This is a genomic window from Rubellimicrobium roseum (assembly GCF_006152145.1).
In the GTDB taxonomy this organism is placed as follows: domain Bacteria; phylum Pseudomonadota; class Alphaproteobacteria; order Rhodobacterales; family Rhodobacteraceae; genus Rubellimicrobium; species Rubellimicrobium roseum.
Genome location: NZ_VDFV01000001.1, coordinates 91,294 through 112,852 on the forward strand (window position 1 = coordinate 91,294; position 21,559 = coordinate 112,852).

Annotated in this window: 21 protein-coding genes; 8 read left to right on the forward strand and 13 right to left on the reverse strand. The window is 72.3% G+C overall.

The genetic code is table 11. The features are described 5' to 3' along the window. Positions 1-46: 46 nt before the first annotated feature. Positions 47-1,618 (reverse strand): trimethylamine methyltransferase family protein, encoded by a 1,572-nt coding sequence (locus FHG71_RS00410; protein ID WP_139079632.1) that lies wholly within the window; start codon positions 1,616-1,618, stop codon positions 47-49. 128 nt (positions 1,619-1,746) lie between these two features. On the opposite strand from FHG71_RS00410, the gene FHG71_RS00415 reads away from it, so the two are divergent. Continuing rightward, positions 1,747-2,247, forward strand: coding sequence for a hypothetical protein (locus FHG71_RS00415; RefSeq protein WP_139079633.1), 501 nt, complete (start codon positions 1,747-1,749; stop codon positions 2,245-2,247). Here the strand turns inward: FHG71_RS00415 and FHG71_RS00420 are convergent. Next, the gene (locus FHG71_RS00420) at positions 2,238-2,936 is read right to left on the reverse strand and encodes an HAD family hydrolase (protein ID WP_139079634.1); all 699 of its coding nucleotides are present in this window, start codon (positions 2,934-2,936) and stop codon (positions 2,238-2,240) included. The genes FHG71_RS00415 and FHG71_RS00420 overlap by 10 nt on opposite strands. A gap of 50 nt (positions 2,937-2,986) precedes the next feature. Then, on the reverse strand, positions 2,987-3,265 hold the full coding sequence (locus tag FHG71_RS00425; RefSeq protein ID WP_139079635.1) for a DUF3572 domain-containing protein: 279 nt from the start codon (positions 3,263-3,265) through the stop codon (positions 2,987-2,989). A gap of 95 nt (positions 3,266-3,360) precedes the next feature. On the opposite strand from FHG71_RS00425, the gene FHG71_RS00430 reads away from it, so the two are divergent. Next, on the forward strand, positions 3,361-4,827 hold the full coding sequence (locus tag FHG71_RS00430; protein ID WP_139079636.1) for a diguanylate cyclase: 1,467 nt from the start codon (positions 3,361-3,363) through the stop codon (positions 4,825-4,827). A 63-nt stretch (positions 4,828-4,890) separates the two neighbouring features. Next, the gene (trhA, locus tag FHG71_RS00435) at positions 4,891-5,541 is read left to right on the forward strand and encodes a PAQR family membrane homeostasis protein TrhA (protein ID WP_139079637.1); all 651 of its coding nucleotides are present in this window, start codon (positions 4,891-4,893) and stop codon (positions 5,539-5,541) included. On the opposite strand, the gene FHG71_RS00440 is transcribed toward trhA, so the two are convergent. Further along, entirely contained in the window at positions 5,538-6,248 is a 711-nt protein-coding gene (locus tag FHG71_RS00440) for a M48 family metalloprotease (RefSeq protein WP_139079638.1), read from the reverse strand. The two genes, trhA and FHG71_RS00440, sit on opposite strands and share 4 nt — an antisense overlap. Positions 6,249-6,390: 142 nt before the next feature. Between FHG71_RS00440 and FHG71_RS00445 the strand changes: the two genes are divergently transcribed. Beyond that, entirely contained in the window at positions 6,391-6,624 is a 234-nt protein-coding gene (locus tag FHG71_RS00445; protein ID WP_139079639.1) for a hypothetical protein, read from the forward strand. Here FHG71_RS00445 and FHG71_RS00450 read toward each other — a convergent pair. Then, on the reverse strand, positions 6,621-8,237 hold the full coding sequence (locus FHG71_RS00450; RefSeq protein ID WP_139079640.1) for a GMC family oxidoreductase: 1,617 nt from the start codon (positions 8,235-8,237) through the stop codon (positions 6,621-6,623). The genes FHG71_RS00445 and FHG71_RS00450 overlap by 4 nt on opposite strands. A gap of 67 nt (positions 8,238-8,304) precedes the next feature. Next, a complete protein-coding gene (locus FHG71_RS23310; RefSeq protein ID WP_246045280.1) occupies positions 8,305-9,003 on the reverse strand; it encodes a CatB-related O-acetyltransferase in 699 nt (232 codons plus the stop codon). 433 nt (positions 9,004-9,436) lie between these two features. Here FHG71_RS23310 and FHG71_RS00460 point away from each other — a divergent pair, with 433 nt between their 5' ends. Together FHG71_RS00460 and FHG71_RS00465 are read left to right on the forward strand one after the other, a co-directional pair. Beyond that, positions 9,437-10,015: a nitroreductase family protein gene (locus FHG71_RS00460; protein ID WP_139079642.1), complete on the forward strand. Its 579-nt coding sequence runs from the start codon at positions 9,437-9,439 to the stop codon at positions 10,013-10,015. Next, positions 10,012-10,707 carry an EI24 domain-containing protein gene (locus tag FHG71_RS00465; RefSeq protein WP_246045281.1) on the forward strand — a complete coding sequence of 232 codons (696 nt, stop codon included), beginning with the start codon at positions 10,012-10,014 and terminating at the stop codon, positions 10,705-10,707. The genes FHG71_RS00460 and FHG71_RS00465 overlap by 4 nt, the downstream gene beginning before the upstream one ends. Here the strand turns inward: FHG71_RS00465 and FHG71_RS00470 are convergent. Both FHG71_RS00470 and mce read right to left on the reverse strand, forming a co-directional pair. Continuing rightward, positions 10,695-10,976: a DUF1467 family protein gene (locus FHG71_RS00470; RefSeq protein ID WP_139079643.1), complete on the reverse strand. Its 282-nt coding sequence runs from the start codon at positions 10,974-10,976 to the stop codon at positions 10,695-10,697. The two genes, FHG71_RS00465 and FHG71_RS00470, sit on opposite strands and share 13 nt — an antisense overlap. A gap of 76 nt (positions 10,977-11,052) precedes the next feature. Beyond that, positions 11,053-11,457 (reverse strand): methylmalonyl-CoA epimerase, encoded by a 405-nt coding sequence (gene mce, locus FHG71_RS00475; RefSeq protein WP_139079644.1) that lies wholly within the window; start codon positions 11,455-11,457, stop codon positions 11,053-11,055. An 83-nt stretch (positions 11,458-11,540) separates the two neighbouring features. Between mce and FHG71_RS00480 the strand changes: the two genes are divergently transcribed. Further along, positions 11,541-12,230, forward strand: coding sequence for a response regulator (locus FHG71_RS00480; protein WP_246045282.1), 690 nt, complete (start codon positions 11,541-11,543; stop codon positions 12,228-12,230). Here FHG71_RS00480 and FHG71_RS00485 read toward each other — a convergent pair. The 4 genes from FHG71_RS00485 to FHG71_RS00500 form a co-directional block, all read right to left on the reverse strand. Further along, positions 12,227-12,943, reverse strand: a complete 717-nt coding sequence (locus tag FHG71_RS00485; RefSeq protein ID WP_139079645.1) for a GNAT family N-acetyltransferase — start codon at positions 12,941-12,943, stop codon at positions 12,227-12,229. The genes FHG71_RS00480 and FHG71_RS00485 overlap by 4 nt on opposite strands. 313 nt (positions 12,944-13,256) lie before the next feature. Then, complete coding sequence (gene aspS / locus FHG71_RS00490) at positions 13,257-15,038, reverse strand: aspartate--tRNA ligase (RefSeq protein WP_139079646.1); 1,782 nt, start codon at positions 15,036-15,038, stop codon at positions 13,257-13,259. A gap of 140 nt (positions 15,039-15,178) precedes the next feature. After that, the gene (locus FHG71_RS00495) at positions 15,179-15,778 is read right to left on the reverse strand and encodes an aminotransferase class IV family protein (RefSeq protein WP_246045283.1); all 600 of its coding nucleotides are present in this window, start codon (positions 15,776-15,778) and stop codon (positions 15,179-15,181) included. Beyond that, the gene (locus FHG71_RS00500) at positions 15,771-16,898 is read right to left on the reverse strand and encodes an aminodeoxychorismate synthase component I (RefSeq protein WP_139079647.1); all 1,128 of its coding nucleotides are present in this window, start codon (positions 16,896-16,898) and stop codon (positions 15,771-15,773) included. Before FHG71_RS00500 ends, FHG71_RS00495 begins: the two co-directional genes overlap by 8 nt. Positions 16,899-17,066: 168 nt before the next feature. On the opposite strand from FHG71_RS00500, the gene carB reads away from it, so the two are divergent. Beyond that, positions 17,067-20,396 carry a carbamoyl-phosphate synthase large subunit gene (carB, locus tag FHG71_RS00505; protein WP_139079648.1) on the forward strand — a complete coding sequence of 1,110 codons (3,330 nt, stop codon included), beginning with the start codon at positions 17,067-17,069 and terminating at the stop codon, positions 20,394-20,396. Here carB and FHG71_RS00510 read toward each other — a convergent pair. Further along, positions 20,377-21,297 carry a DMT family transporter gene (locus FHG71_RS00510; protein ID WP_139079649.1) on the reverse strand — a complete coding sequence of 307 codons (921 nt, stop codon included), beginning with the start codon at positions 21,295-21,297 and terminating at the stop codon, positions 20,377-20,379. The genes carB and FHG71_RS00510 overlap by 20 nt on opposite strands. Between the last annotated feature and the right edge of the window lie 262 nt (positions 21,298-21,559).

Sequence of the window (21,559 nt, forward strand, 5' to 3'; positions counted from 1 at the left end):
TTTCCGCATCACGAGGTCGTGATCTCAGCACCCGCCCAATGGCGCGTCAGAAGTCCGTTGGCGCCCCCCCTTCGCGCTTCCTCCGCGCCACGAAGTCTGCCAGCGCCTCGCGCGCGCCCGCGTCCATGGGGGGCTCCTCGAAGCTCCCCACGATCTCCTTGAACAGGCGGTGCGCCCGCTCCTGCGTCCAGACCCCGCCCGCGATCTCCCAGGCCTCGTAGTTGCGCCAGTCGGACACGATGGGCTGGTAGAAGGCCGTGGCGTAGCGGTCCTGCGTGTGGGGGATGCCGAAGTAGTGCCCGCCCGCGCCCACCTCGCGGATCGCCTCCAGCGCGATGCTGTCGGGCCCCGTGTCCCAGACGGCGGGCTCCATGTAGCGCTGGATCATCTGCAGCACCTCGCAGTCCATGACGAACTTCTCGGGGCTGGCGATCAGCCCACCCTCCAGCCAGCCCGCCGCGTGGTAGACCATGTTCGTGCCCGACTGCACCGCCGACCACAGGCTGTTCGAAGTTTCCCACATCGCCTGCCCATCCGGCACGTTCGCCGCGCAGACCCCCGAGGCGCGCATCGGCAGCCCGTAGAACCGCGCCATCTGCCCCGTCATCTGCGTGGCGCGCATGTATTCCGGCGTGCCGAAGGCCGGCGCCCCCGACTTCATGTCCACGTTGCTGGTGAAGGTCCCGATCACGCAGGGGCAGCCGGGCGCGACCCACTGGAACAGCGCGATGGCCGACAGCGCCTCGGCGATGGACAGCGCCACGGCCCCCGCCATCGTCACCGGCGCCATCGCCCCCGCGAGCGTGAAGGGCGTGACCACCACCGCCTGCCCGCGCCGGATCATCCGCAGGCAGCCGTCGATCATCGGCTGGTCGTGCTTGAGCGGCGAGGTCGAGTTGATGTTGGTGTACATCCGGGGCGTGGCGCGGAACTCCTCCTCGCTCAGGTTTCCCGCGATCCGCACCATCTCCATCGCGTCCTCGATGCGCTCCTTGCCCAAGGCATAGGCGTGCGCGACCTTGTCGGTGATCATGAGCTTGTCGAACAGCACGTCGAGGTGCCGCACGCTCGCGTGGATGTCCACGGGCTCGACCGGATAGCCGCCCGCGAAGTGGATGCAGTTGAAGTGCTGCGTGAGCCGGAACAGGTTCGCGCAATGCGCCCGCGTGCCGGGCACCTTCCGCCCGGTCTCCATGTCCCAGTAGTTGGGCGGCGAACTCACGTTCCCGAACAGGATCGCCTTGCCGCCGATGGGCAGGGTCCGGTCGGGGTTGCGCGGGGTGATGGTGAACTCATGGGGCGCGCGGCGCACCATCTCCATCACCCAGTCGCGGCCCATGCGGACGTTGGTGCCCTCGACCCGGCAGCCCGCCTCGCGGAAGAGCCCCAGCGCCTCCTCGTTGAGGAACTCGATCCCGATCTCCTCCAGGATGCGCATGGCCCCGTCGTGGATCGCCTCCACGCCCTCGGGCGGCAGGGGTTCGGTGGGCCGGTCGTGGTTGAGGGGGATGCGCCAGGGCATCTGCTCCATCACGGCCGTCCCGCGCCGGGCCGCATTGCCCGCCCGCCCGCCGGACCGTTTCCGCCGCGCGCCCGCCTCGGCCAGATCGTTTGCCATGGACCCCTCCCCTCGTCGCCTCACGGGGCCAGCCTGCCGCGCCCGACGCCCCCGGTCGGACCCCGCGGCGACAGGAAAGGTCGCTTTCGGGCCATGCAACGGCCGCAGCCACCGGCGAGCCTCGGGCCATGACCGACGCCCCCGACCGCCCCTGGCTCCTGACCCGCGAGGCCCCCGAACCCCTGCCGCGCGTCCTCATGGGCCTGTTCGGCCTTCCGCCGCTCTGGGGCGCGTGGGATCTCGTGGTCCGCCCCTGGCCGGCCGCCCTGACGGCCGCAGGCCTTCCCGCTCTTCTCATGGGGCTCGTGGCCCTGGGCCTCGGGACGGCGCTCCTCGGCGCGGCCCTCCTCGCACCCGAGCGCGAGGTCCATGTCGACCCCCTCCGGCGCGAGATCCGCGATAGCGGCCGGGTGCGCGGGCTGGGCTCCCTCGACCGCCGCACGCCCTTCGACGCCGTCGAGGAGGTCGCCGTCCTCCGCGACAGGGCCACCGACGGCCCCGACCGGCTCCAGCTCGTCCTGCGGCTCCGGGGGCGGCGGCGGCCTCTCGTCCTGATGTCCCGCCCGATCGAGGCGCGGGCCGAGATCGAAGCGCTCGCCGCGCGCCTCCGCGCGGCCCTTCAGCCCTGAGCCGCCACCCAGTCCGGCAGGTCGGCCAGGCTCTCCAGCACCACGTCGGCCGCGGGCGCCAGCTCGGCGCGATCCGCCACACCGGTCAGCACGGCCACGGCCCGCATCCCCGCCACCCGCGCGGCATGAAGGTCGTGCAGGCTGTCCCCCACCATGGCGCAGTCCGCGGGATCGAGCCCCTGGGCCTCGGCAAAGGCCAGGAGCTGCCCGGCCTCCGGTTTGCCGCCCCAGCCGCTGTCATAGCCCGCGACAAAGGGGAACAGGTCGTCCACCCCCGCCTCGCGCAGGTGGACGCGCGCCGGCGCCTCGGTGTCGTTGGTGGCGATCCCCAAGGCGACGCCCTGCCCCGCAAGCCGCTCCAGCGCGGGGCGCAGCCCCGGCACCGCGACCTGCGGCGCCCCGGCCGCGCGGGCGTTCATCCGGTCGATCAGGGCCGCCCTGTCGGTGGGCGGAAGGACGGCCAGCATCGCCTCGGCGACGGTCTCGACGGTCGAGGCGATCACCACGCTGTCGGGCCGGAACCGCCCCGAGTCCAGGTCGTAGCCCAGCGCCTCGGCCAACCGCGCGGCGAGCGCCTCGTCGCCCCCCGCCTCGGCCTCGATCATCCCGCGGCTCCAGGCGCCCCAGGTCGCCTGGAAGTCGAAGAGCGTGCCGTCCTTGTCCAGCACGACACCGCGAATCTGCCGCATTCCGTTCTGCCCCTGTTCGTTCATCCCTTGGCCGCGACCTTATACTTTGGTTAGGGCCATTCGTCCCGCTGCTGGCCCGGCAGGCTCATCAGCGCCTTCATCGGCAGGTCGTAGGGCAGGTCGTTGTCGTCGCAGAACCGCCGGATCCAGCGATCCTCCATGCACAGGAACTCCAGAATTCCGGCAAGGAAAACAGGATCTTGCGCACGATCCTTGGCGTCGCCCAGGCTCATGCCCGTGGCGCCCGCGAGCTGCGGCAGAAGCTCCTCGTCGGCGGCGATCCAGGCCAGGGCCTGCAATGCCACGGTCTCGGCACGGTCGGGTGTCATCGGGGATGCTGTCCGCTTGGAAAGGGTTTGTTAACGATTGTAGGAGACATTGGCCAAAAGAGGGGCAGGCGGCGGCCAGAGTCTGAAGAGGGATCATGGGTGGCCACGTCTTGATTGTCGATAGGGACGCTGCGCGGCGGGCGGGGCTTGCGGCCGACCTCGCCGCGGCGGGGTTCCGCACTGCCGAATGCGACTCGCCGCAGCGCATCGCCGGGGAACTGGCGGCGCGGCGCTTCGACCTCGTCCTGCTCGACCTGGACGGGGACACGGCCCCGGCGCTCGACGCGCTGGGCGCGCGTAATCCGCGCTCCGGACCGCCGCGGCCCGTGCTGGCGCTCCTGGCGCCGGACCGGCCCGACCTCCGGCTCGCCGCGCTCCGCGCCGGGGCCCAGGGCGTCGCCTCCCGCGGGATGGCGCCCCGCTTCCTCCAGGCCCAGGTCCGCAGCCTCCTGCGCGCCGTCGAGGCCGCCGACCTCGCCGCACGCGCCGAGGGCGACCCCACCCTCCCCGGCCTGTCGGAACCCGCCCAGGCCTGGGCCGGCGCCGCGACGCTCGACCCGCCGCACGCCCCCGCGGGCGTCGCGGTCCTGCGCGACCCGGGCCGCGCGCCCTCGCCCGCCCTGGCCGCGCTGCCGGGCCGGCTCAGCCCCTGCGCCACCGTCGCCCCGCTCGACCCCCAAGCCGAGGCCGCGCCCGACCTCGTGATCCTTGATGGCACGGCGGTCCGGGGCGACCTCGCCGAAGGCGCGGCCCTGCTCGCGCGTCTGGCCGAACTGCGCGGCCACGACCTCACGCGCGAGGCGGCGACGCTCGTCCTCCTGCCCGCCTGCGCGACCGAGACGGCGGCCCTCGCGCTCGACCTGGGCGCGGGCGACGTGGTGACCGGGCCCGTCTCGCCCGAGGAGCTGGCCCTCCGCGCCGGGATCCTCCTGGCCCGCAAGGCGCGCGCCGAACGGCTGCGCGTCCAGGTCCGCTCGCGGCTGCTGGCGGCGGTCACGGACCCGCTCACCGGGCTCGCCAACCTCCACCACGCCAACCCCGCGCTCCGCCAACTGGCCGAGGAGGCGCAGGCCGCGGGCACGGGCCTCGCGGTGCTGATGCTGGACATCGACCATTTCAAGTCGATCAACGACCGCCTGGGCCATGCGGCGGGCGATCAGGTGCTCGTGCAGGTGGCGCGCCAGCTCCGGGCCGGCCTGCGGCCCGGCGACCTGCTCGCCCGCGTCGGGGGCGAGGAGTTCCGCGCCGTCCTGCCCGGCGCCACGCCCGCCCAGGCGCGGCAGGTGGCCGAGCGTCTGCGCCGTGACGTCGCGTCCCGGCCCTGCCGGATCGACGACCGCCGCAGCCCGCCGCGCCAAGCGGCCTTCGCCGGCCCCGCCTGCGTGGTCGAACGGGCCAAGGACGCCATGCTCGTGCGCGTCACCGTCTCCATCGGCGTCGCCGCCGCGACGGCCGCAGAGTTCACGGCGGGGCTTGGGCCCTTCGACCTCGTGGACCGCGCGGACGAGGCGCTCTACGCGGCCAAGGCCGCCGGCCGCGACCGGGTGGCGATGGCCGGCTGAGGGACCCAAGCGGGCCGCTCGCGCGTTGAAAGGGCGAGCCCTTGCCCCGAGCCGCCACCCGCCATGGACCGTCCGACCTTCTCCTACCCCGCCTATGCCCGCTCCGAGCGGATCGCCGACGGCGTGATCCACGCCCTGGGCGTGGCCTTCGCGCTGACGGGGGCGACGATGCTGACGATGCAGGCCGCCTCCCATGCCGACGGCGCGCGGGCCGTCGCGGTGGCGGTCTACGGGGCGGCGCTGGCCGGCACCTTCGTGGCCTCGGCCTTCTACCACATGACTCCCTGGGAAGGGCTGCGCCCCACGCTGCGCCGGATCGACCACGCGGCGATCTACCTCAAGATCGCGGGGACCTTCACGCCGCTCGCGGTGCTGGAAGGCAGCGCCTTCTCCTGGGCGGTGCTCGGGCTCGTCTGGGCCCTGGCGCTCCTGGGCGCCTTCGCCAAGCTCCTGTTCTGGCGCGAGCCCGGCCGCTGGGGCTTCGCGCTCTACCTCGCGCTGGGCTGGCTCGGGGTGCTGCTCCTGTGGCCGCTCGCCGCCACGCTGCCGCCGCCCGCGCTCCTGCTCACGGCGGCGGGGGGACTCCTCTACACCTTCGGCGTGATCTTCTTCGCCTGGGACTCGCTCAAGTTCTCCAACGCCATCTGGCACGCCTTCGTGCTCCTGGCCTCGGGCTGCTTCTTCGCCGCCATCGCGATGGGGACCTTCGTCTAGAGCCCCAGCGCCGCCGCCTCGGCCTGGATCACCGCCATGCGCTCGCCGTTCGAGGGGTGGGTCCCCAGGAAGCGGTTCCCCGGATCGGGCAGCCGCAGGAAGAACAGCGCGCCCCGCAGCGGGTCGAAGCCCGCCTGCGCCGTGACGCGGGTGCCCAGCCGGTCGGCCTCCAGCTCGAACTCCTTGGAATAGCTCCGCGCCGCGACCTGCGCCCCGACGAGCTGCGCCTGCCGGATCGACTCGGCCGTGGCCCCCGCCTGCCGGCTGGCGAGCTGCCCGAAGACCGCCGCCCCCACGCTCGCGTAGCGGTCCTGCCGCGCCAGATGCCCCGCAATGTGGTGCGAGGCCTCGTGCGCCATCACCAGCGCCAGCTCGTCGGCGTTCCGCACCTGCGCGATCAGCGCCACCGTGAAGGCCAGCACCGGCCGCCCCTGCGGGTCGAGCGTCTGGAAGGCGTTGGGCGGCATCCCCGGCCGGTCGTCCACGAGGATCAGGAAGTCGCAGTTGGCCGACCGGTTGCGCCGGGCGCATTCGGCCTCGGCCACCGGCTCCACCCGGTCCACCACCTCCAGGAAGGCCCGCGCCTGCCCCTGCCCGTCCGCCACGACGGCCGGATCGGGCCGGACGGGCACGGGACGTCCCCCGGGGACGCCGCAGGCGGCAAGGAGAAGGCAGGCCGCGAGGACGGCGAGGGGGCGCAGGCGCATCGGGTCGGCTCGGGACAGGGACGGACGTGGCCCAGCCTACGCGGCCCGGCCGGGGCGGGCCAGCGACCAAAGGACGGCGATCACGGGATCGGCATCCCACGGCCCGGTTGCCGCCGCCGGGCCTCCGGCCTACCCTCCCGCCATGGTCACCATCGAGCACGACTTCGACGCCACCGTCATCACCCTGGTGGACGACGGCCCCGCCCCCCTCCAGGAGGACGTGGCCATCAACCTCTTCGAGGACTGCATCACCGTCGAGCAGTACGACGAGCGCCGGGACGAGGTGGTGAAGGTCACCTTCTCCCTCGCCCAGATCCGCGACCTTCGCGCGGCCCTGGACCTGCCCGAGGGCATCTACAAGGTGCGCAGCCTCTAGGCCCCCGCCCGCAGGAAGCCGCCCGCCCGCCAGCCCATCAGGATGGCGGGGGCGTTGGTGTTGCCGCCGGGCAGCGTCGGAAAGGCGCTGGCGTCCGCGACGCGCAGCCCCTCCATCCCGTGCACCCGCAGGCGGGCGTCCACCACGCTCGTCCGGGGATCGGGGCCCATCCGCGCCGTGCAGGACGGGTGGTAGACGGTACCCGACCGCGCCCGCAGGTCGTGGACCAGCGCCTCGTCCGACCGGACCTCGGGGCCGGGGCGCAGCTCCTCGGCCGCGACCTCCGCGAAGGGCGGCTGCGCGGCGATTCTCCGCAGCATCTTCACCGCCGCCAGCATCTCGGCCACGTCCTCGGGCGTCGAATAGGCGTTGGCGACGATCCGGGGCGGCGCAAAGGGATCGGGCGAGCGCAACCCGATCTCGCCCCGGCTGGTGGGCCGGCAGTTCGACAGCCCCAGCGACATCCCCGGGAACGGGTCGGGGTTCAGCACCGGCCGCTCGCCCTCGCGCGGGATCAGCGTGCTGAACGCCTGCATGTAGAGCTGCATGTTGGGCCGGTTGCGACCCGGATCGGTGCGGAAGAACCCGCCCCCGTGATTGATCGACAGCGACAGCGGCCCGCGCCCGGTCAGCAGCCATCGCGCGCCCGCGAAGGCCTTGCCCCACCAGGGCCGCAGCACGTCGTTGTAGGTGGGCTCCTTCATCCGCCAGGTGTAGTTGATGCCCTGGTGGTCGCAGAGATGCCGCCCCACATTGGGATTGTCCAGCGCCACGGGCAGGCCCAGCCCCTGCAGCGCCGCCCCGTCCCCGATCCCCGACAGCATCAGGAGTTGCGGCGTCCCCACCGCGCCCGCCGACAGCACCACCTCGCGCGCGGCCCGCAGCTCCTGGCGCCGACCCTTGAGGAACACCTCCACCCCCACCGCCCGGCGGCCCTCCAGCAGGACGCGCGTGACCGGCGCCCCCGTCACGACCTCGACCTGCCCCCGCCGCTGCGCGGGCCGCAGGAAGGCGCGCGCCGCGCTGTTCCGGCGCCCGCCCCGGATCGTCATCTGGTAAAGCCCCGCCCCCTCCTGCGTGGCGCCGTTGAAGTCGGGGTTGAAGGGCAGCCCGGCCATCTCGCAGGCCTTCAGCGCCCGCCGGATCAGCGGATGCACGTCCCGCGTCCCCGCGCTCACGTGCAAGGGCCCGCCCGTGCCGCGCCACTCGTCTGCGCCCGCCTCGTTGTCCTCCAGCGCGCGGAAGTCGGGCCGCACGTCCTCCCAGCCCCATCCGGGGTTCCCGGCCGCCTTCCAGTCGTCGTAGTCCGACGGATGCCCCCGGACCCAGACCATCGCGTTGATCGAGGACGACCCGCCCAGCAGCTTCCCCCGAGGCCAGTGGTCGGCCACGCCGTTCAGGCCCGGATCGGGCTCGGTGCGAAAGCACCAGTTCACGCGGGGGTCGTGGAAGAGCTTGCCGTAGCCCAAGGGCATCTGCACGAAGAGCCGCCGGTCGTGCCTGCCCGCCTCGATCACCAGAACCCGAAGGCCCGGGTCCTCGCTCAGCCGGTAGGCCAGCGCGCAGCCCGCCGAGCCCGCGCCCACGATGATGATGTCCCAGGTCCCGTCCATGCCCCCTGCCTAGCGCCCGGCCGGGGGCCGGGACGCCACAGGGGCGACATGCCGTGTCGCCTTCGTCTCAGCCCAGAAGGCCGGAGACGGGGGGCCGCTCGATCAGCTCCGACAGGGGCTCCTCCCACCAGCGGCTGTTCTCCAGCCGCGCGATGGTCTCGTCGTCCAGCCGCTTGCGGAGGGGCCGCGCCGGCACCCCCGCCACGATCGTGTAGGGCGCCACGTCCTTCGTGACCACCGCCCCGGCCGCGATCACCGCGCCGTTGCCGATGCGCTTGCAGCCGCTCAGGATGGTGACCCGGTCGCCGATCCAGACGTCGTGGCCGATGGTCAGCGGGTTGTCCGCATCGGCGGGGATGGTGTCGCGGGACAGGAAGCCCAGGCGGCTGTTGTAGAAGAACGGATGCAGCACCGGCCGGTCGGTCGGATGGTCGCGTCGGCGCACCACGAGCTGCGCCCCCACCGAGCAGTAGCCGCCCACCACCGTCCCCGGCGGCAGCACGCCGGGCTCCAGAATGGCGCCATAGCTGTAGCGGCCGACCTCGACCCCGTGGCGCTCGCGCAGGATCTCGCGCCAGGTGGCCGAATACATGCCCCCGCCTTCCAGCCGCTCGCAGAGCCGCCGCGTCAGGCGCCGCATCCGCCGGACCCTGTAAAGCCGCAGGAGCAGCGGACCGAGCGGGCTGCGGCTGCGCGCATCGCGCGCGCGGGCCCTGTCCGGCGCGTCGGCCTGCCAGGCGACGGCCTCCGGGGACCTGGGGACCATGTCGCCTCCTGTCTCAACCGAACCGGGCTCCATCGCCGGCCGGACCTCCGCGGCCGGAGCGATCAGGTCGCCATCAAGGCTCGCCAGATCGGCCCGGCGAGGGTTCGCCGGGGCCGGGCGGCCCGAAGTTCCTGCCCGAGGTCCGGGAACCCAGGGGGGGTCCTCGGTCAGCGAGTCGACGGGGGCCGGTCTCGCCTGGCCCCGACGCAGGTTCATGCCCGTCCTCCATCCTCGCCGAACCAACTCCAATGGAACACGATCCGGTTTCAAGTCGACCCTATATGACCCGAGGTCATCGGCGGCGGTTGTCCGATTCCGCCCACGGCCAGCGGCGACTCCCTGCCGACGCCCGGACGCGACCGGCGGCCGGCCGCCGCTGGCATCGGCGGCGTCGAACGCCTAACTAGCCGGGACGCCACCCGAAGGACACTTCATGCCCGACCCGACCTCCGCCGCGCTCGACTTCCTCCTCACGCGCCGCTCGCGTCCCGCGCGGACCCTGGGCCTGCCCGTCCCCGCGCCCGAGGAGCTGGCGCGCCTTCTCACCGCCGCGACGCGCGTGCCCGATCACGGCAAGCTCGAACCCTGGCGCTTCCTCGTCCTCACGCGGCCCGCCACCGACCGCCTCGCCCGGCTGGTCGAGGAGATCGGCCCGAACCTCGGAATCGAGCCCGAGAAGATCGCCAAGGCCGCCTCGCAGTATGCCATGGCCGACCTCGCCGTGGTCGTCGTGCAGGTCCCCCGCCCCACCGAGAAGGTCCCCGCGATCGAGCAGACCTATTCGACCGGCGCCGTCTGCCTCCAGCTCCTGAACGCCGCCATCGCCTCGGGCTGGGGCGCCAACTGGCTCACCGGCTGGCCCGTCTACAACGAGACCTTCCGGCGCGAGGGGCTGGGCCTGTCCGAGGACGAGCGCGTGGCCGGCGTCATCCACATCGGAACGCCCAAGGCCGACACGCCCGACCGCCCGCGCCCCGACCTCGCGCGGCTCGTCACCTGGGTCGAGACGTGATCCGCGACGTCGCCCTCGCGCTGGGGCAGATGCCCGACCCGCGCTTCCGCCGGGTCGTGCGGCGCGGCGTGGGCCTGTCGCTCCTGCTGCTGGCGGCCACGGCGGGGGCGCTGCTGTGGCTGCTCGCCTGGGCGCTGCCTGACGTGGTGACGCTCCCCTGGCTGGGCCCCGTCGCCTGGCTCGACAGCCTCGCGAGCTGGGCGGCCGTGCCGGTCCTCCTGGTGCTGTCGGTGCTCCTGATGGTCCCCGTCGCCTCGGCCATGACCTCGCTCTTCCTCGACGAGGTGGCCGAGGCCGTCGAGGACCGCCACTACCCGGGCCTGCCCCGCGTGCGCCCGCAGGGCTGGGGCGAGGCGCTGCGCGAGGCCGGCTCTGCCTTTGGCGTGGTGCTGCTCGCCAACGCGCTGGCGCTGGTAGCCTACCTGCTCCTCGCGCCGCTCGCGCCGCTGATCTTCGTGATCCTCAACGGCTACCTGCTCGGGCGCGAATACTTCTTGGTGGCCGCGCTGCGCCGCCACGACCGGGCCGAGGCCAAGCGCCTCCTGCGCGCCAACCTGGGCCGCGTCTGGCTGTCGGGCGCGCTCATGGCGCTGCCGCTCCTGATCCCGGTGGTGAACCTTCTGGTGCCGACGCTCGGCGCGGCGGCCTTCACGCATCTCTACCACCGGGTCCGGCGGGCTCAGTCCGCCTGAACCGGGGCCATCCGCCCGAACCAGTCGAGGTCGCGCACGCCCCAGGGCCCCCAGACGATCACGGCGGCCATCGCGGCCCAGAGCGCGGTGGCCCAGATCGTCGTGATGACCGCCTTGCGCTTCAGCTGCGGGTCATGGGGCGACGAGGCATGGGTCCCCGGCACCACCTCGCCCGCCTCGCCCTGCGTGACCATCCGCAGCGGCAGGACCACGAAGAACACCATGAACCAGGTGACGGAATAGAGGACGATGGCGGCGGTGACGGTCATGCGGGGGCGCTCCTTGGGCTTGCCCGGCACATAGGCCCTCGCGCGCGCCGCTCCAAGACGCCGCGGCGCCGCAGGCTCAGACCTGCTCCAGCTCGATCAGCGTGCCGTTGAAGTCCTTGGGATGCAGGAACAGCACCGGCTTGCCATGCGCGCCGACCTTGGGCTCCCCGCCCCCCAGCACCCGCGCGCCGCTCGCCACCAGCCGGTCCCGCGCCGCCAGCAGGTCCTCGACCTCGTAGCAGACATGGTGGATGCCGCCCGCCGCGTTCCTGCCCAGGAAGCCCTCCACGGGGCTCCCCTCGCCCAGGGGCTCCAGCAGCTCCACCTTGGTGTTGGGCAGCGTCACGAAGACGACCCGCACCCCGTGCTCAGGCAGGTCCTGGGGCGGGCCGACCTCGGCCCCCAGCGCGTCGCGGTAGCGGGCCACGGCCTCGGGGAGGTCGGGCACGACGATGGCCACATGGTTCAGACGTCCGATCATGCCGCCCTTGTCGCGCGCGAAAAAATCCAAGGCAAGCGCGGCGTGATTAACGCCCTGTTCACCCATCTGCGCGAATCTCGCGAATGGACAGATCAGGGATCACCATGGGCAGCCTCGACGACCTCCTCCCGCTCGCGACCCCCACGGCCGACCAGCCGCTCGCCGGCCTCACCCTCCTTCTGGTGGAGGACAGCCGCCTCGCCTCCGAAGGGATGCGCCTCCTCTGCCGTCGTTCGGGGGCGCGGCTGCGACGGGCCGATTCGCTGGCGGCGGCCGAACGCCACCTGCGCGGCTACCGGCCCGACGCGGCGATGGTGGACCTCCACCTCCCCGACGGCTCCGGGCTCGACCTGCTCGCGCGCCTTGCCGCCGCGCGCCCGCGCCTCGACGTGCTGGTCGCGCTGACCGGCGACCCCGACTCGGCCGACGCCGCCCTCGCCGCCGGCGCTGACGCGGTCCTCCTCAAGCCGCTGGGCCTCGCCGCCTTCCAGTCGGCGCTGCTGGCCCACCTGCCCGCCCACCGCCAGCCACCCGCCCGCCGCCCCGTTCCCGCGGCCGAGCCCTCCCCCGACCCCCGCGCCCTGCGCGAGGATCTGGAGCACGCGGCCGCCCTCCTGGGCCAGGACCCCGCGCCCTTCGACTACGTCAGGCGCTTCGTCACGGGCGTGGCTCGCAGCGCCGGAGACCGCGCGCTCGCGCAGGCGGCGCACCTGGGCGCGCGCCCGCTCGCGCAGGCGCTCCACGACCGGCTCTCACGGCCCGCCGCGCTCTAGAGGCTCGGGTCCCGCTGCACGAGCACCCCGGCCGTCAGCGCCGACAGCGCCACCTTCTGCCGCCCGCCCCCGTCGAAGTTCGCGGGCGCGAGCCACTCGTCGAAGGCCGCCTTCAGCTTGGGCCAGTCCTTGTCGATGGCCGCGAACCACGCGGTGTCGCGGTTGCGGCCCTTCACGACCGTCGCCTGCCGGAACACGCCCTCGTAGGACAGCCCCAGCCTTTGCGCCGCCCGGCGACTGGGCGCATTCAGCGCGTCGCACTTCCATTCGTAGCGCCGGTAGCCCGCCCCGAAGGCCCAGCCCATCATCAGCGCCATCGCCTCGGTAGCGGCGGGCGTCTGCTGCAACGCAGGCGACAGGTTGATGTGCCCCACCTCGATCGACCCCGCTTCGGGCGCGATCCGCAGGAAGCTCGCCACGCCACCCGCCCGGCCCGTGTCGAGGTCCCGGATGGCGTAGAAGAACGGATCGCTCCCCTTCGCCACGCCCTCGGCCCAGGTCATCCACTCGGCTTCCGACGGGAACGGCCCATAGGGCAGGTAATCCCAGATCGCGTCCGAGGCGCGGTTGGCCGCGTGGACCTGCGGCCCGTGCCGGACCGGATCGAGCCGTTCGAGCCGCACCCGATGCCCGTCCATCACCTCCGGCCCCGGCCGGGGCGGCGGGGTCCAGTTCGGGACGGGGTCGCCGAATCGGCGGGGTTGGGCGGTCATGGGGGCCTCGGGAATGGCGTGCTCGCCCGCACCATCCCCATGCGCGGCCCGGAGGCAAGGCCCACCGCGGGGGTGTTGCGCGAATCGGGGGAGGACCGTTCGGTGGTCGAAGAACTCGTTAACTCCGCCCGGCATCCTGTCCTTCGACACGACCCGAAGGACCCGCCCGATGCCCCGCGACGACCTCTCCTGGATGGAAGCCTACGGCTGCGACGCCGAGTTCCTCCTCGCCGTCCGCCGTTGCGGACGGCGCCAGCGCCTCACGCAGGCCCTCGCGCACTACCCCGACGAGGAGCGCCAGGCCTGGGAGGTCCTACTTGGTCTCCGCGACGACCCGCAGCCCCAGTTCGCGCAGTTGCGCGGGCGTGGGCTCGGAGGGCGCGCCCATGAGCAGGTCCTCGGCCCGCTGGTTCATCGGGAAGAGGATGACCTCGCGGATGTTCTGCTCGTCGGCCAGCAGCATGACCATCCGGTCGATGCCCGCCGCGCAGCCGCCGTGCGGAGGGGCGCCATAGCGGAAGGCGTTGACCATGCCGCCGAACCGCTTCTCGACCTCCTCGGGCGGGTATCCCGCGATCTCGAAGGCCCGGAACATGATGTCCGGCCGGTGGTTGCGGATGCCGCCCGAGATCAGCTCGTAGCCGTTGCAGGCGAGATCGTACTGGTAGGCGACGACCTGCAAGGGATCGCCGTTGAGCGCCTCCAGCCCCCCCTGCGGCATGGAGAAGGGGTTGTGCGAGAAGTCGATCTTCCCGTCGTCGGTCTTCTCGTACATCGGGAAGTCGACGATCCAGCAGAAGGCGAAGCGGTCCTTGTCGGTGAGCCCCAGCTCGTCCCCGATGACGGTCCGCGCGCGCCCCGCGATCTTCTCGAAGGTGTCGGGCTTGCCGCCGAGGAAGAACGCCGCATCGCCGAGCCCGAGGCCCAGTTGCTCCCGGATGGCCTCCGTCCGCTCGGGACCCAGAGCCTTGGCGATGGGGCCGGCCGCTTCCGTGCCCGTCCCGCCCTCGGCCTCGCGCCAGAAGATGTAGCCCATCCCCGGCAGCCCTTCCTTCTGCGCCCAGGCGTTCATGCGGTCCGCGAACTTGCGCGACCCGCCCTTGGGCGCGGGGATGGCGCGGACCTCGGTCCCCTCCTGCTCCAGGAGCTTCGCGAAGATGCCGAAGCCACCGCCCCGGAAGTGGTCGGAGACGACCTGCATCTTGATCGGGTTGCGCAGGTCCGGCTTGTCGGTGCCGTACCAGAGCGCGGCGTCCCGGTAGGAGATCAGCGGCCAGTCGGCATCGACCTTGCGGCCCCCGCCGAACTCCTCGAACACGCCCCGGATCACCGGCTGGACGGTGCGGAACACGTCCTCCTGCGTGACGAAGCTCATCTCCAGATCAAGCTGGTAGAAATCGGTGGGCGAGCGGTCGGCGCGCGGGTCCTCGTCGCGGAAACAGGGCGCGATCTGGAAGTACTTGTCGAAGCCCGACACCATCAGGAGTTGCTTGAACTGCTGCGGCGCCTGCGGCAGCGCGTAGAACTTGCCGGGATGGAGCCGCGACGGCACGAGGAAGTCACGCGCGCCTTCGGGCGAGGACGCGGTGATGATCGGCGTCTGGTACTCGCGGAAGTCCTGGTCCCACATCCGCTGGCGCAGGGACCGCACCACGTCGCTCCGCAGCGTCATCTTGCGCTGCATCTGCTCGCGCCGCAGGTCGAGGAAGCGGAAGCGCAGCCGCGTCTCCTCCGGGTATTCCTGATCCCCGAACACTTGCAGCGGCAGCTCCCCGGCGGGACCCAGCACCTCGACCTCGCGCGCGAAGACCTCGATCTCGCCGGTGGCGAGCTTGTGGTTCACGAGGCTCGCGTCCCGCGCCTTCACCACGCCGTCGATGCGCACGCACCATTCCGACCGCAGCTTCTCCACGTCCTTGAAGGCGGGCGAGTCGGGGTCGGCCAGCACCTGCGTCGTGCCGTAATGGTCGCGCAGGTCCACGAAAAGGATGCCCCCGTGGTCGCGCACCCGGTGGACCCAGCCGGCAAGCCGGACATTCTGGCCCACGTCGGAGGCGCGAAGCTCGGCGCAGGTGTGGGTGCGATAGCGATGCATGGGCGGTCCTCCGAAGCGGTCGGGCCGATCCATCGCAAAGGGGCGGGGAAGTCAAGCGGCGCTCTGGCCCCGAGGTCCCATGCGTATTTGGGCCAAGTTGAGGGGATGCGCTTCAACTTGGCCCAAATACGCCGCGACGCTCAGTCGAGGCGCGCCGGCACGAGCCCCCGGAGCGCGTTCCCCACCGCGAGCCGCACGGTCCCCAGGTCCTCGACCCGCAGCACCTCCTCGCGCGCACCCCGCTCCAGCATCTCATCGCGCAGGATGCCGGGCAGCAGCCCGCAGCCGAGCGGCGGCGTCCGCCAGCCCTCGCCCCGGTCGAAGAACAGGCTCGTGATCGTCCCTTCGCAGACCTCGCCCCTCGTGTTGGCGAAGATCCACTCGTCCACGTCCGGGGGCAGCCTCGCCCGCGCCTCGTCGTACAGCGCCCGGTTCGTGGTCTTGTGCCGCAGCCAGAAATCGTCGGGGTCGAGCCGCCGGGGATGCAGCCTCACGCGCCAGAGCCCGACAGGCGCGGGCAGCGGCCCTTCCGTCGCCTCGAACCGCCCCTCCGCGTCCAGTGTCAGCCGCAGCCGCGCGGGCGCGCCCCGCCCCTCGCGCAGCGCCCGCCGCGCCGCCGCCGGGTCGAAGCCCCAGCCCAGCGCCGCCGTCGACCGCGCCATGCGCGCCAGATGCCGCTCCTCGCGGACGGGCGCCGCGCCGTCCCAGGCCAGCGTCTCGATCAGCCGCAGCTCAGTCACGAAGCGCGGGCCCCAGGAAGCGCGTCTTCCACAGCGCCTCCTCCCACTCGCCCTCCGCCGTCGAGTCCGCCACGACCCCGCCGCCCACGTTGACCGTCACCGCCTCGCCCTCGATCCGCAGCGTGCGGATCGCCACCGAGAAGTCGCAGGACCCGTCCGGGGCCATCCATCCCACCGCGCCGCAATAGACGCCACGGGGATGGGGCTCGATCTCGCGGATGATCTGCATGGCCCGGATCTTGGGCGCCCCCGTGACCGACCCGCAGGGAAAGAGCGCGGGCATCAGCCGCAACAGGGACGCAGGGAAGGCCAGACTCCCCTCCACCGTCGAGGTCATCTGGTGCACCGTCGGATAGGGCTCGATGGCGTAGAGCGCGGGCACCCGGACGCTGCCCGGCCGCGACAGGCGCCCGATATCGTTGCGCAGCAGGTCCACGATCATCAGGTTCTCGGCCTGCGCCTTCTCGCTCGCGCGCAGCTCGGCGGCCAGCGCGGCGTCGCGCGCGGGATCGGGGTCGCGCGGCGCGGTCCCCTTCATGGGACGCGAGGCGATGCGCCCCGCCCCGTCCACCGTGAAGAACAGCTCGGGCGACAGCGACACGACGGTCGGACCCACGCCCAGCTCGACATAGGCCGCGTGCCCCGGCCCCCCCGCCCCGCGTAGCCGGCGGAACAGGTCGAGCGGATCGCCCGTCAGCCGGCAGGTCAGCGGGAAGGTCAGGTTCACCTGATAGCAGTCGCCCGCCGCGATGTAGTCGAGCACCCGACGGATGGCGGCGTCATAGGCCGCGCGCGTGACCACGGGCTCGGGCCGGGTGAGCCAGGCCTCGCCCGCCGGCTCGGGCCAGTCCGGCGCACGCGGCCCCTCGGGGAAGATCCCCATGACGAGCAGCGGCTCGTCGCCCCGCGCGATGCCCGCGAGCCGCGGCTCGAAGGCCGCGCCCGCCTCGTAGCCGATCCAGCCCGCGACCCAGGCCCCCGCCGCCCGCGCGGCATCGAGCCGCGCCAGCGCCGGGGCGATCCCGGCGGGGGTGCGGGCCACGACCACCTCCTGCGCCGCGTCGAAGGCGGCGGGCCCGCCGGGGCCATGCTGAAGGATCACGCGTGTGCTCTGGGTCATGAGGCTGGCCAATTCCGTGGGGCGCGCCGTGAAAGCCCGCCGCGCCGCCAAGGTCAAGCGGCCGCGCGGGCCTGCGACGGCCTGCCCCCCGTTTCGTGTCCCGCGTGGCCTTGCGGCGCGGCGTCCCGCGTCTATAAGCGCCGTCAATTTGCGCGAGGGGTGGGGATTATGCCGAAGCGGACCGACATCAAGAGCATCATGATCATCGGAGCAGGCCCCATCGTCATCGGGCAGGCCTGCGAGTTCGACTATTCCGGCGCCCAGGCCTGCAAGGCCTTGCGGGAGGAAGGCTACCGGGTCATCCTGGTGAACTCGAACCCCGCCACCATCATGACCGACCCGGGCCTCGCCGACGCCACCTACATCGAGCCCATCACCCCCGAGGTCGTGGCCAAGATCATCGAGAAGGAGCGCCCCGACGCGCTGCTGCCCACCATGGGCGGCCAGACGGGCCTCAACACCTCGCTCGCGCTCGCCGACATGGGCGTGTTGGAGAAGTTCGGCGTGGAGCTGATCGGCGCCAAGCGCGAGGCCATCGAGATGGCCGAGGACCGCAAGCTCTTCCGCGAGGCGATGGACCGCATCGGCATCGAGAACCCCAAGGCCGAGATCATCACCGCCCCCAAGACGGCGTCCGGCAAGCGCGACCTGGCCGAGGGCGTCCGCCTCGCCATGGAGGCGCTGGAGCATATCGGCCTGCCCGCGATCATCCGCCCCGCCTTCACCCTGGGCGGCACCGGCGGCGGCGTCGCCTACAACCGCGCGGAATACGAGCACTTCTGCCGCACCGGCATGGACGCCTCGCCCGTGGGCCAGATCCTCGTCGATGAATCGCTCCTCGGCTGGAAGGAGTACGAGATGGAGGTGGTCCGCGACCGCGCGGATAACGCCATCATCGTCTGCTCCATCGAGAACGTGGACCCGATGGGCGTCCACACCGGCGACTCGATCACCGTGGCCCCCGCGCTCACGCTGACCGACAAGGAATACCAGGAGATGCGGAACGGCTCCATCGCCGTCCTGCGCGAGATCGGGGTGGAGACCGGCGGCTCCAACGTCCAGTGGGCCATCAACCCCGCCGACGGCCGCATGGTCGTGATCGAGATGAACCCCCGCGTGTCGCGCTCCTCCGCGCTCGCCTCCAAGGCCACGGGCTTCCCCATCGCCAAGGTCGCCGCCAAGCTCGCCGTGGGCTACACGCTGGACGAGCTCGACAACGACATCACCAAGGTGACGCCCGCCTCCTTCGAGCCGACCATCGACTACGTCGTCACCAAGATCCCCCGCTTCGCCTTCGAGAAGTTCCCCGGCGCCCAGCCGCTCCTGACCACCGCCATGAAGTCGGTGGGCGAGGCCATGGCCATCGGCCGCACGATCCACGAATCGCTCCAGAAGGCGCTCGCCTCCATGGAGACGGGCCTCACCGGCTTCGACGAGGTCCAGATCCCCGGCGCGCCCGAGAACTCGGCCATCGTCGCCGCGCTCTCCAAGGCCACGCCCGACCGGCTGCGGACCATCGCCCAGGCGATGCGGCACGGCCTGTCGGACGACGACATCAACGCCGTGACCAAGTACGACCCCTGGTTCCTGTCCCGCATCCGCGAGATCGTCGACACCGAGGAACGCGTCCGCAAGGAGGGCCTCCCCGTCACCGAGGATGGCCTGCGCCATCTCAAGATGATGGGCTTCACCGACGCCCGCCTCGCCAAGCTCACGGGCCGCGACGAAGGCCAGGTCCGCCGCGCCCGCGAACGGCTCGGCGTGCGTGCCGTCTTCAAGCGCATCGACACCTGCGGCGCCGAGTTCGAGGCCCAGACCCCCTACATGTACTCGACCTACGAATCCCCCGCGATGGGCGAGGTCGAGGACGAGGCGCGCCCCTCCAACATGAAGAAGGTCGTCATCCTCGGCGGCGGCCCCAACCGCATCGGCCAGGGGATCGAGTTCGACTACTGCTGCTGCCACGCCTGCTTCGCGCTGAGCGAACGGGGCTACGAGACCATCATGGTCAACTGCAACCCCGAGACAGTCAGCACGGACTACGACACTTCCGACCGCCTCTACTTCGAGCCGGTGACCTTCGAGCACGTCATGGAGATCCTGCGCGTCGAGCAGGAGAATGGCACCCTCCACGGGGTCATCGTCCAGTTCGGCGGCCAGACGCCCCTCAAGCTCGCCAACGCTCTGCACGAGGCCGGCATCCCCATCCTCGGCACCACCCCCGACGCCATCGACCTCGCCGAGGACCGCGAGCGCTTCCAGCAGCTCGTGGAGCGGCTGGGCCTCAAGCAGCCCGTGAATGGCATCGCCTCCTCGCCCGAGCAGGCCTTCGAGATCGCCGGGCGCATCGGCTTCCCCCTCGTGATCCGCCCCTCCTATGTTCTCGGCGGCCGCGCGATGGAGATCGTGCGCGACCAAGACCAGCTCGCCCGTTACATCCGCGAGGCGGTGAACGTCTCGGGCGACAGCCCCGTGCTTCTCGACTCCTATCTCTCCGGCGCGACCGAGGTGGACGTGGACGCCCTGTCCGACGGCACCCGCGTCCATGTCGCGGGCATCATGCAGCACATCGAGGAGGCCGGCGTCCACTCGGGCGACTCCGCCTGCTGCCTGCCGCCCCACTCCCTCTCTCCGTCCGTGATCGAGGAGATCCGCCAGCAGACCGAGGCGCTGGCGCTGGCGCTCCACGTCGTGGGCCTCATGAACGTGCAGTTCGCGGTCAAGGACGACGTGGTCTACCTCCTCGAGGTGAACCCCCGCGCCTCGCGCACCGTGCCCTTCGTGGCCAAGGCCACCGACTCGGCCATCGCCTCCATCGCCGCCCGGCTGATGGCGGGCGAGACGCTCGACGCTTTCCCGCTGCGCGAGCCCTACCAGAACGTGTCCTACGACACACCCCTGCCCTACGCCGACCCGATGACGCTGGCGGACCCCGACATGCCGTGGTTCTCGGTCAAGGAGGCGGTGCTCCCCTTCGCCCGCTTCCCCGGCGTGGACACGATCCTCGGCCCCGAGATGCGCTCCACGGGCGAGGTCATGGGCTGGGACCGCAGCTTCGAACGCGCCTTCCTCAAGGCGCAGATGGGCGCGGGCGTGCAACTACCGCAGGACGGCCGGGTCTTCGTGTCCATCAAGGACGCCGACAAGGGCCCGCAGATGCTGGAGGCCTGCCGCGTCCTGCGCGACCTGGGCTTCTCGCTCCTCGCCACGCGCGGGACGCTGGGCTGGCTCACCTCGCACGGGATCGAGGGGAGCCTCGTCAACAAGCTCTACGAGGGCGGCCGGACCATCGTGGACCGCATGAAGGACGGCGAGGTCGCGCTGGTGATGAACACCACCGAGGGCACGCAGGCGGTCACCGACTCCCGCGACATCCGCGCCGCGGCCCTCTCCGAGCGCATCCCCTACTTCACCACGGCGGCGGGCGCCCACGCGGCGGCATTGGCGATCCGCGCGCGGGAAGAGGGCGAGGTCGGGGTCAGGGCGCTGCAGGCGTGAGCCCCGCCTTGCGGCGCTCGATCCGGGACAGGATCAGCATCGCTAGCAGCATGAGCGCGCAGCCCCCCACCTCCGGGGGGGTCAACCGCTCGTGCAGCACGAGCGCCGCCAGGACCGCAGCGATGCCGGGCTCGACCATCGTCGCGGCCAGCCCGGCGCTCGCGCTGCTGCACAGGTGCATCCCCAGCACGAAGGCCAGATAGGCGACCCCGGTGGCGATCACCCCGACATAGAGAAGGATGGCGAGGTCGCGCAAAGGCAGGGCGGCCAGCGCGCCAACGGCCGCGCCTCCGGTCCGCAGTCCCAGGAACGCCGCCAGCGCCAGGGCCGAGGCCATCAGCCCCAAGCCCGCACCACGCAACGGGTCGACCCGCCCGGCGATGGTCCGCGTGACCAGGGCGATCGCCGCGAAGGCCCCCGAGGCTCCGACCAGCAGCGCCATCCCTCGCAGGTCAGCCGTCGCGGCGGGCGCTCGGTCCGCCTCGGGCAGGGCGAGCGCGACGCCGGCCATGCCCGTCGTCACGGCCAGTAGCACCGCGCGCCGGGGCGCCGTTCGGGTCCGGGCCGCATCGACCGCAATCACGATCAGAACCGGGGCACAGACCGTCACGGCCACGGTGACCGTCACGCCCACCTCGCGAAAGGCTCCGAACAGGCAGATCTGGAAGGCGGCCCCCGCAAGGCCGAAGACGGCGAGAGCGCCGAGCGGAACCTGCCGCAGGCCGGGCCGCGGCAGCCTCAGCAGACGGGCTGCCGCCAGCAGGCACAGGCCCCCCAGGGCGGTGCGGATGAGCCCGAAGACGGCCGGGTCCGCACCCGACCGCGTGGTCATCAGGGCAGTGGCCACGCCGACCGTCCCCCAAAGGCCAGCCGCCAGACAGACCAGCAGGATGCCACGCATCGCCACGCCCCCCGGACCCTCATCGCCCCCAGGGGTCTGGCGCGGCGTCCCGTGCCGACCGTCGCGCCCTTGGCTTCAATGCGTCGAACTGTCGACATTCGCTTCCCCAGCGTCAATCTTGGTGATCTGGCTAGTTCCATCATCGGCGGCCGGATGCACGTCGGTCGGGCGCCCGTCTCCCGCTCTGCGAACACAGATGCGGACGAGGTCTGGACCCTTGCGTGACGGGCCGGCGAAGGCGCCAGTCGGTGGGCCGGCCGGT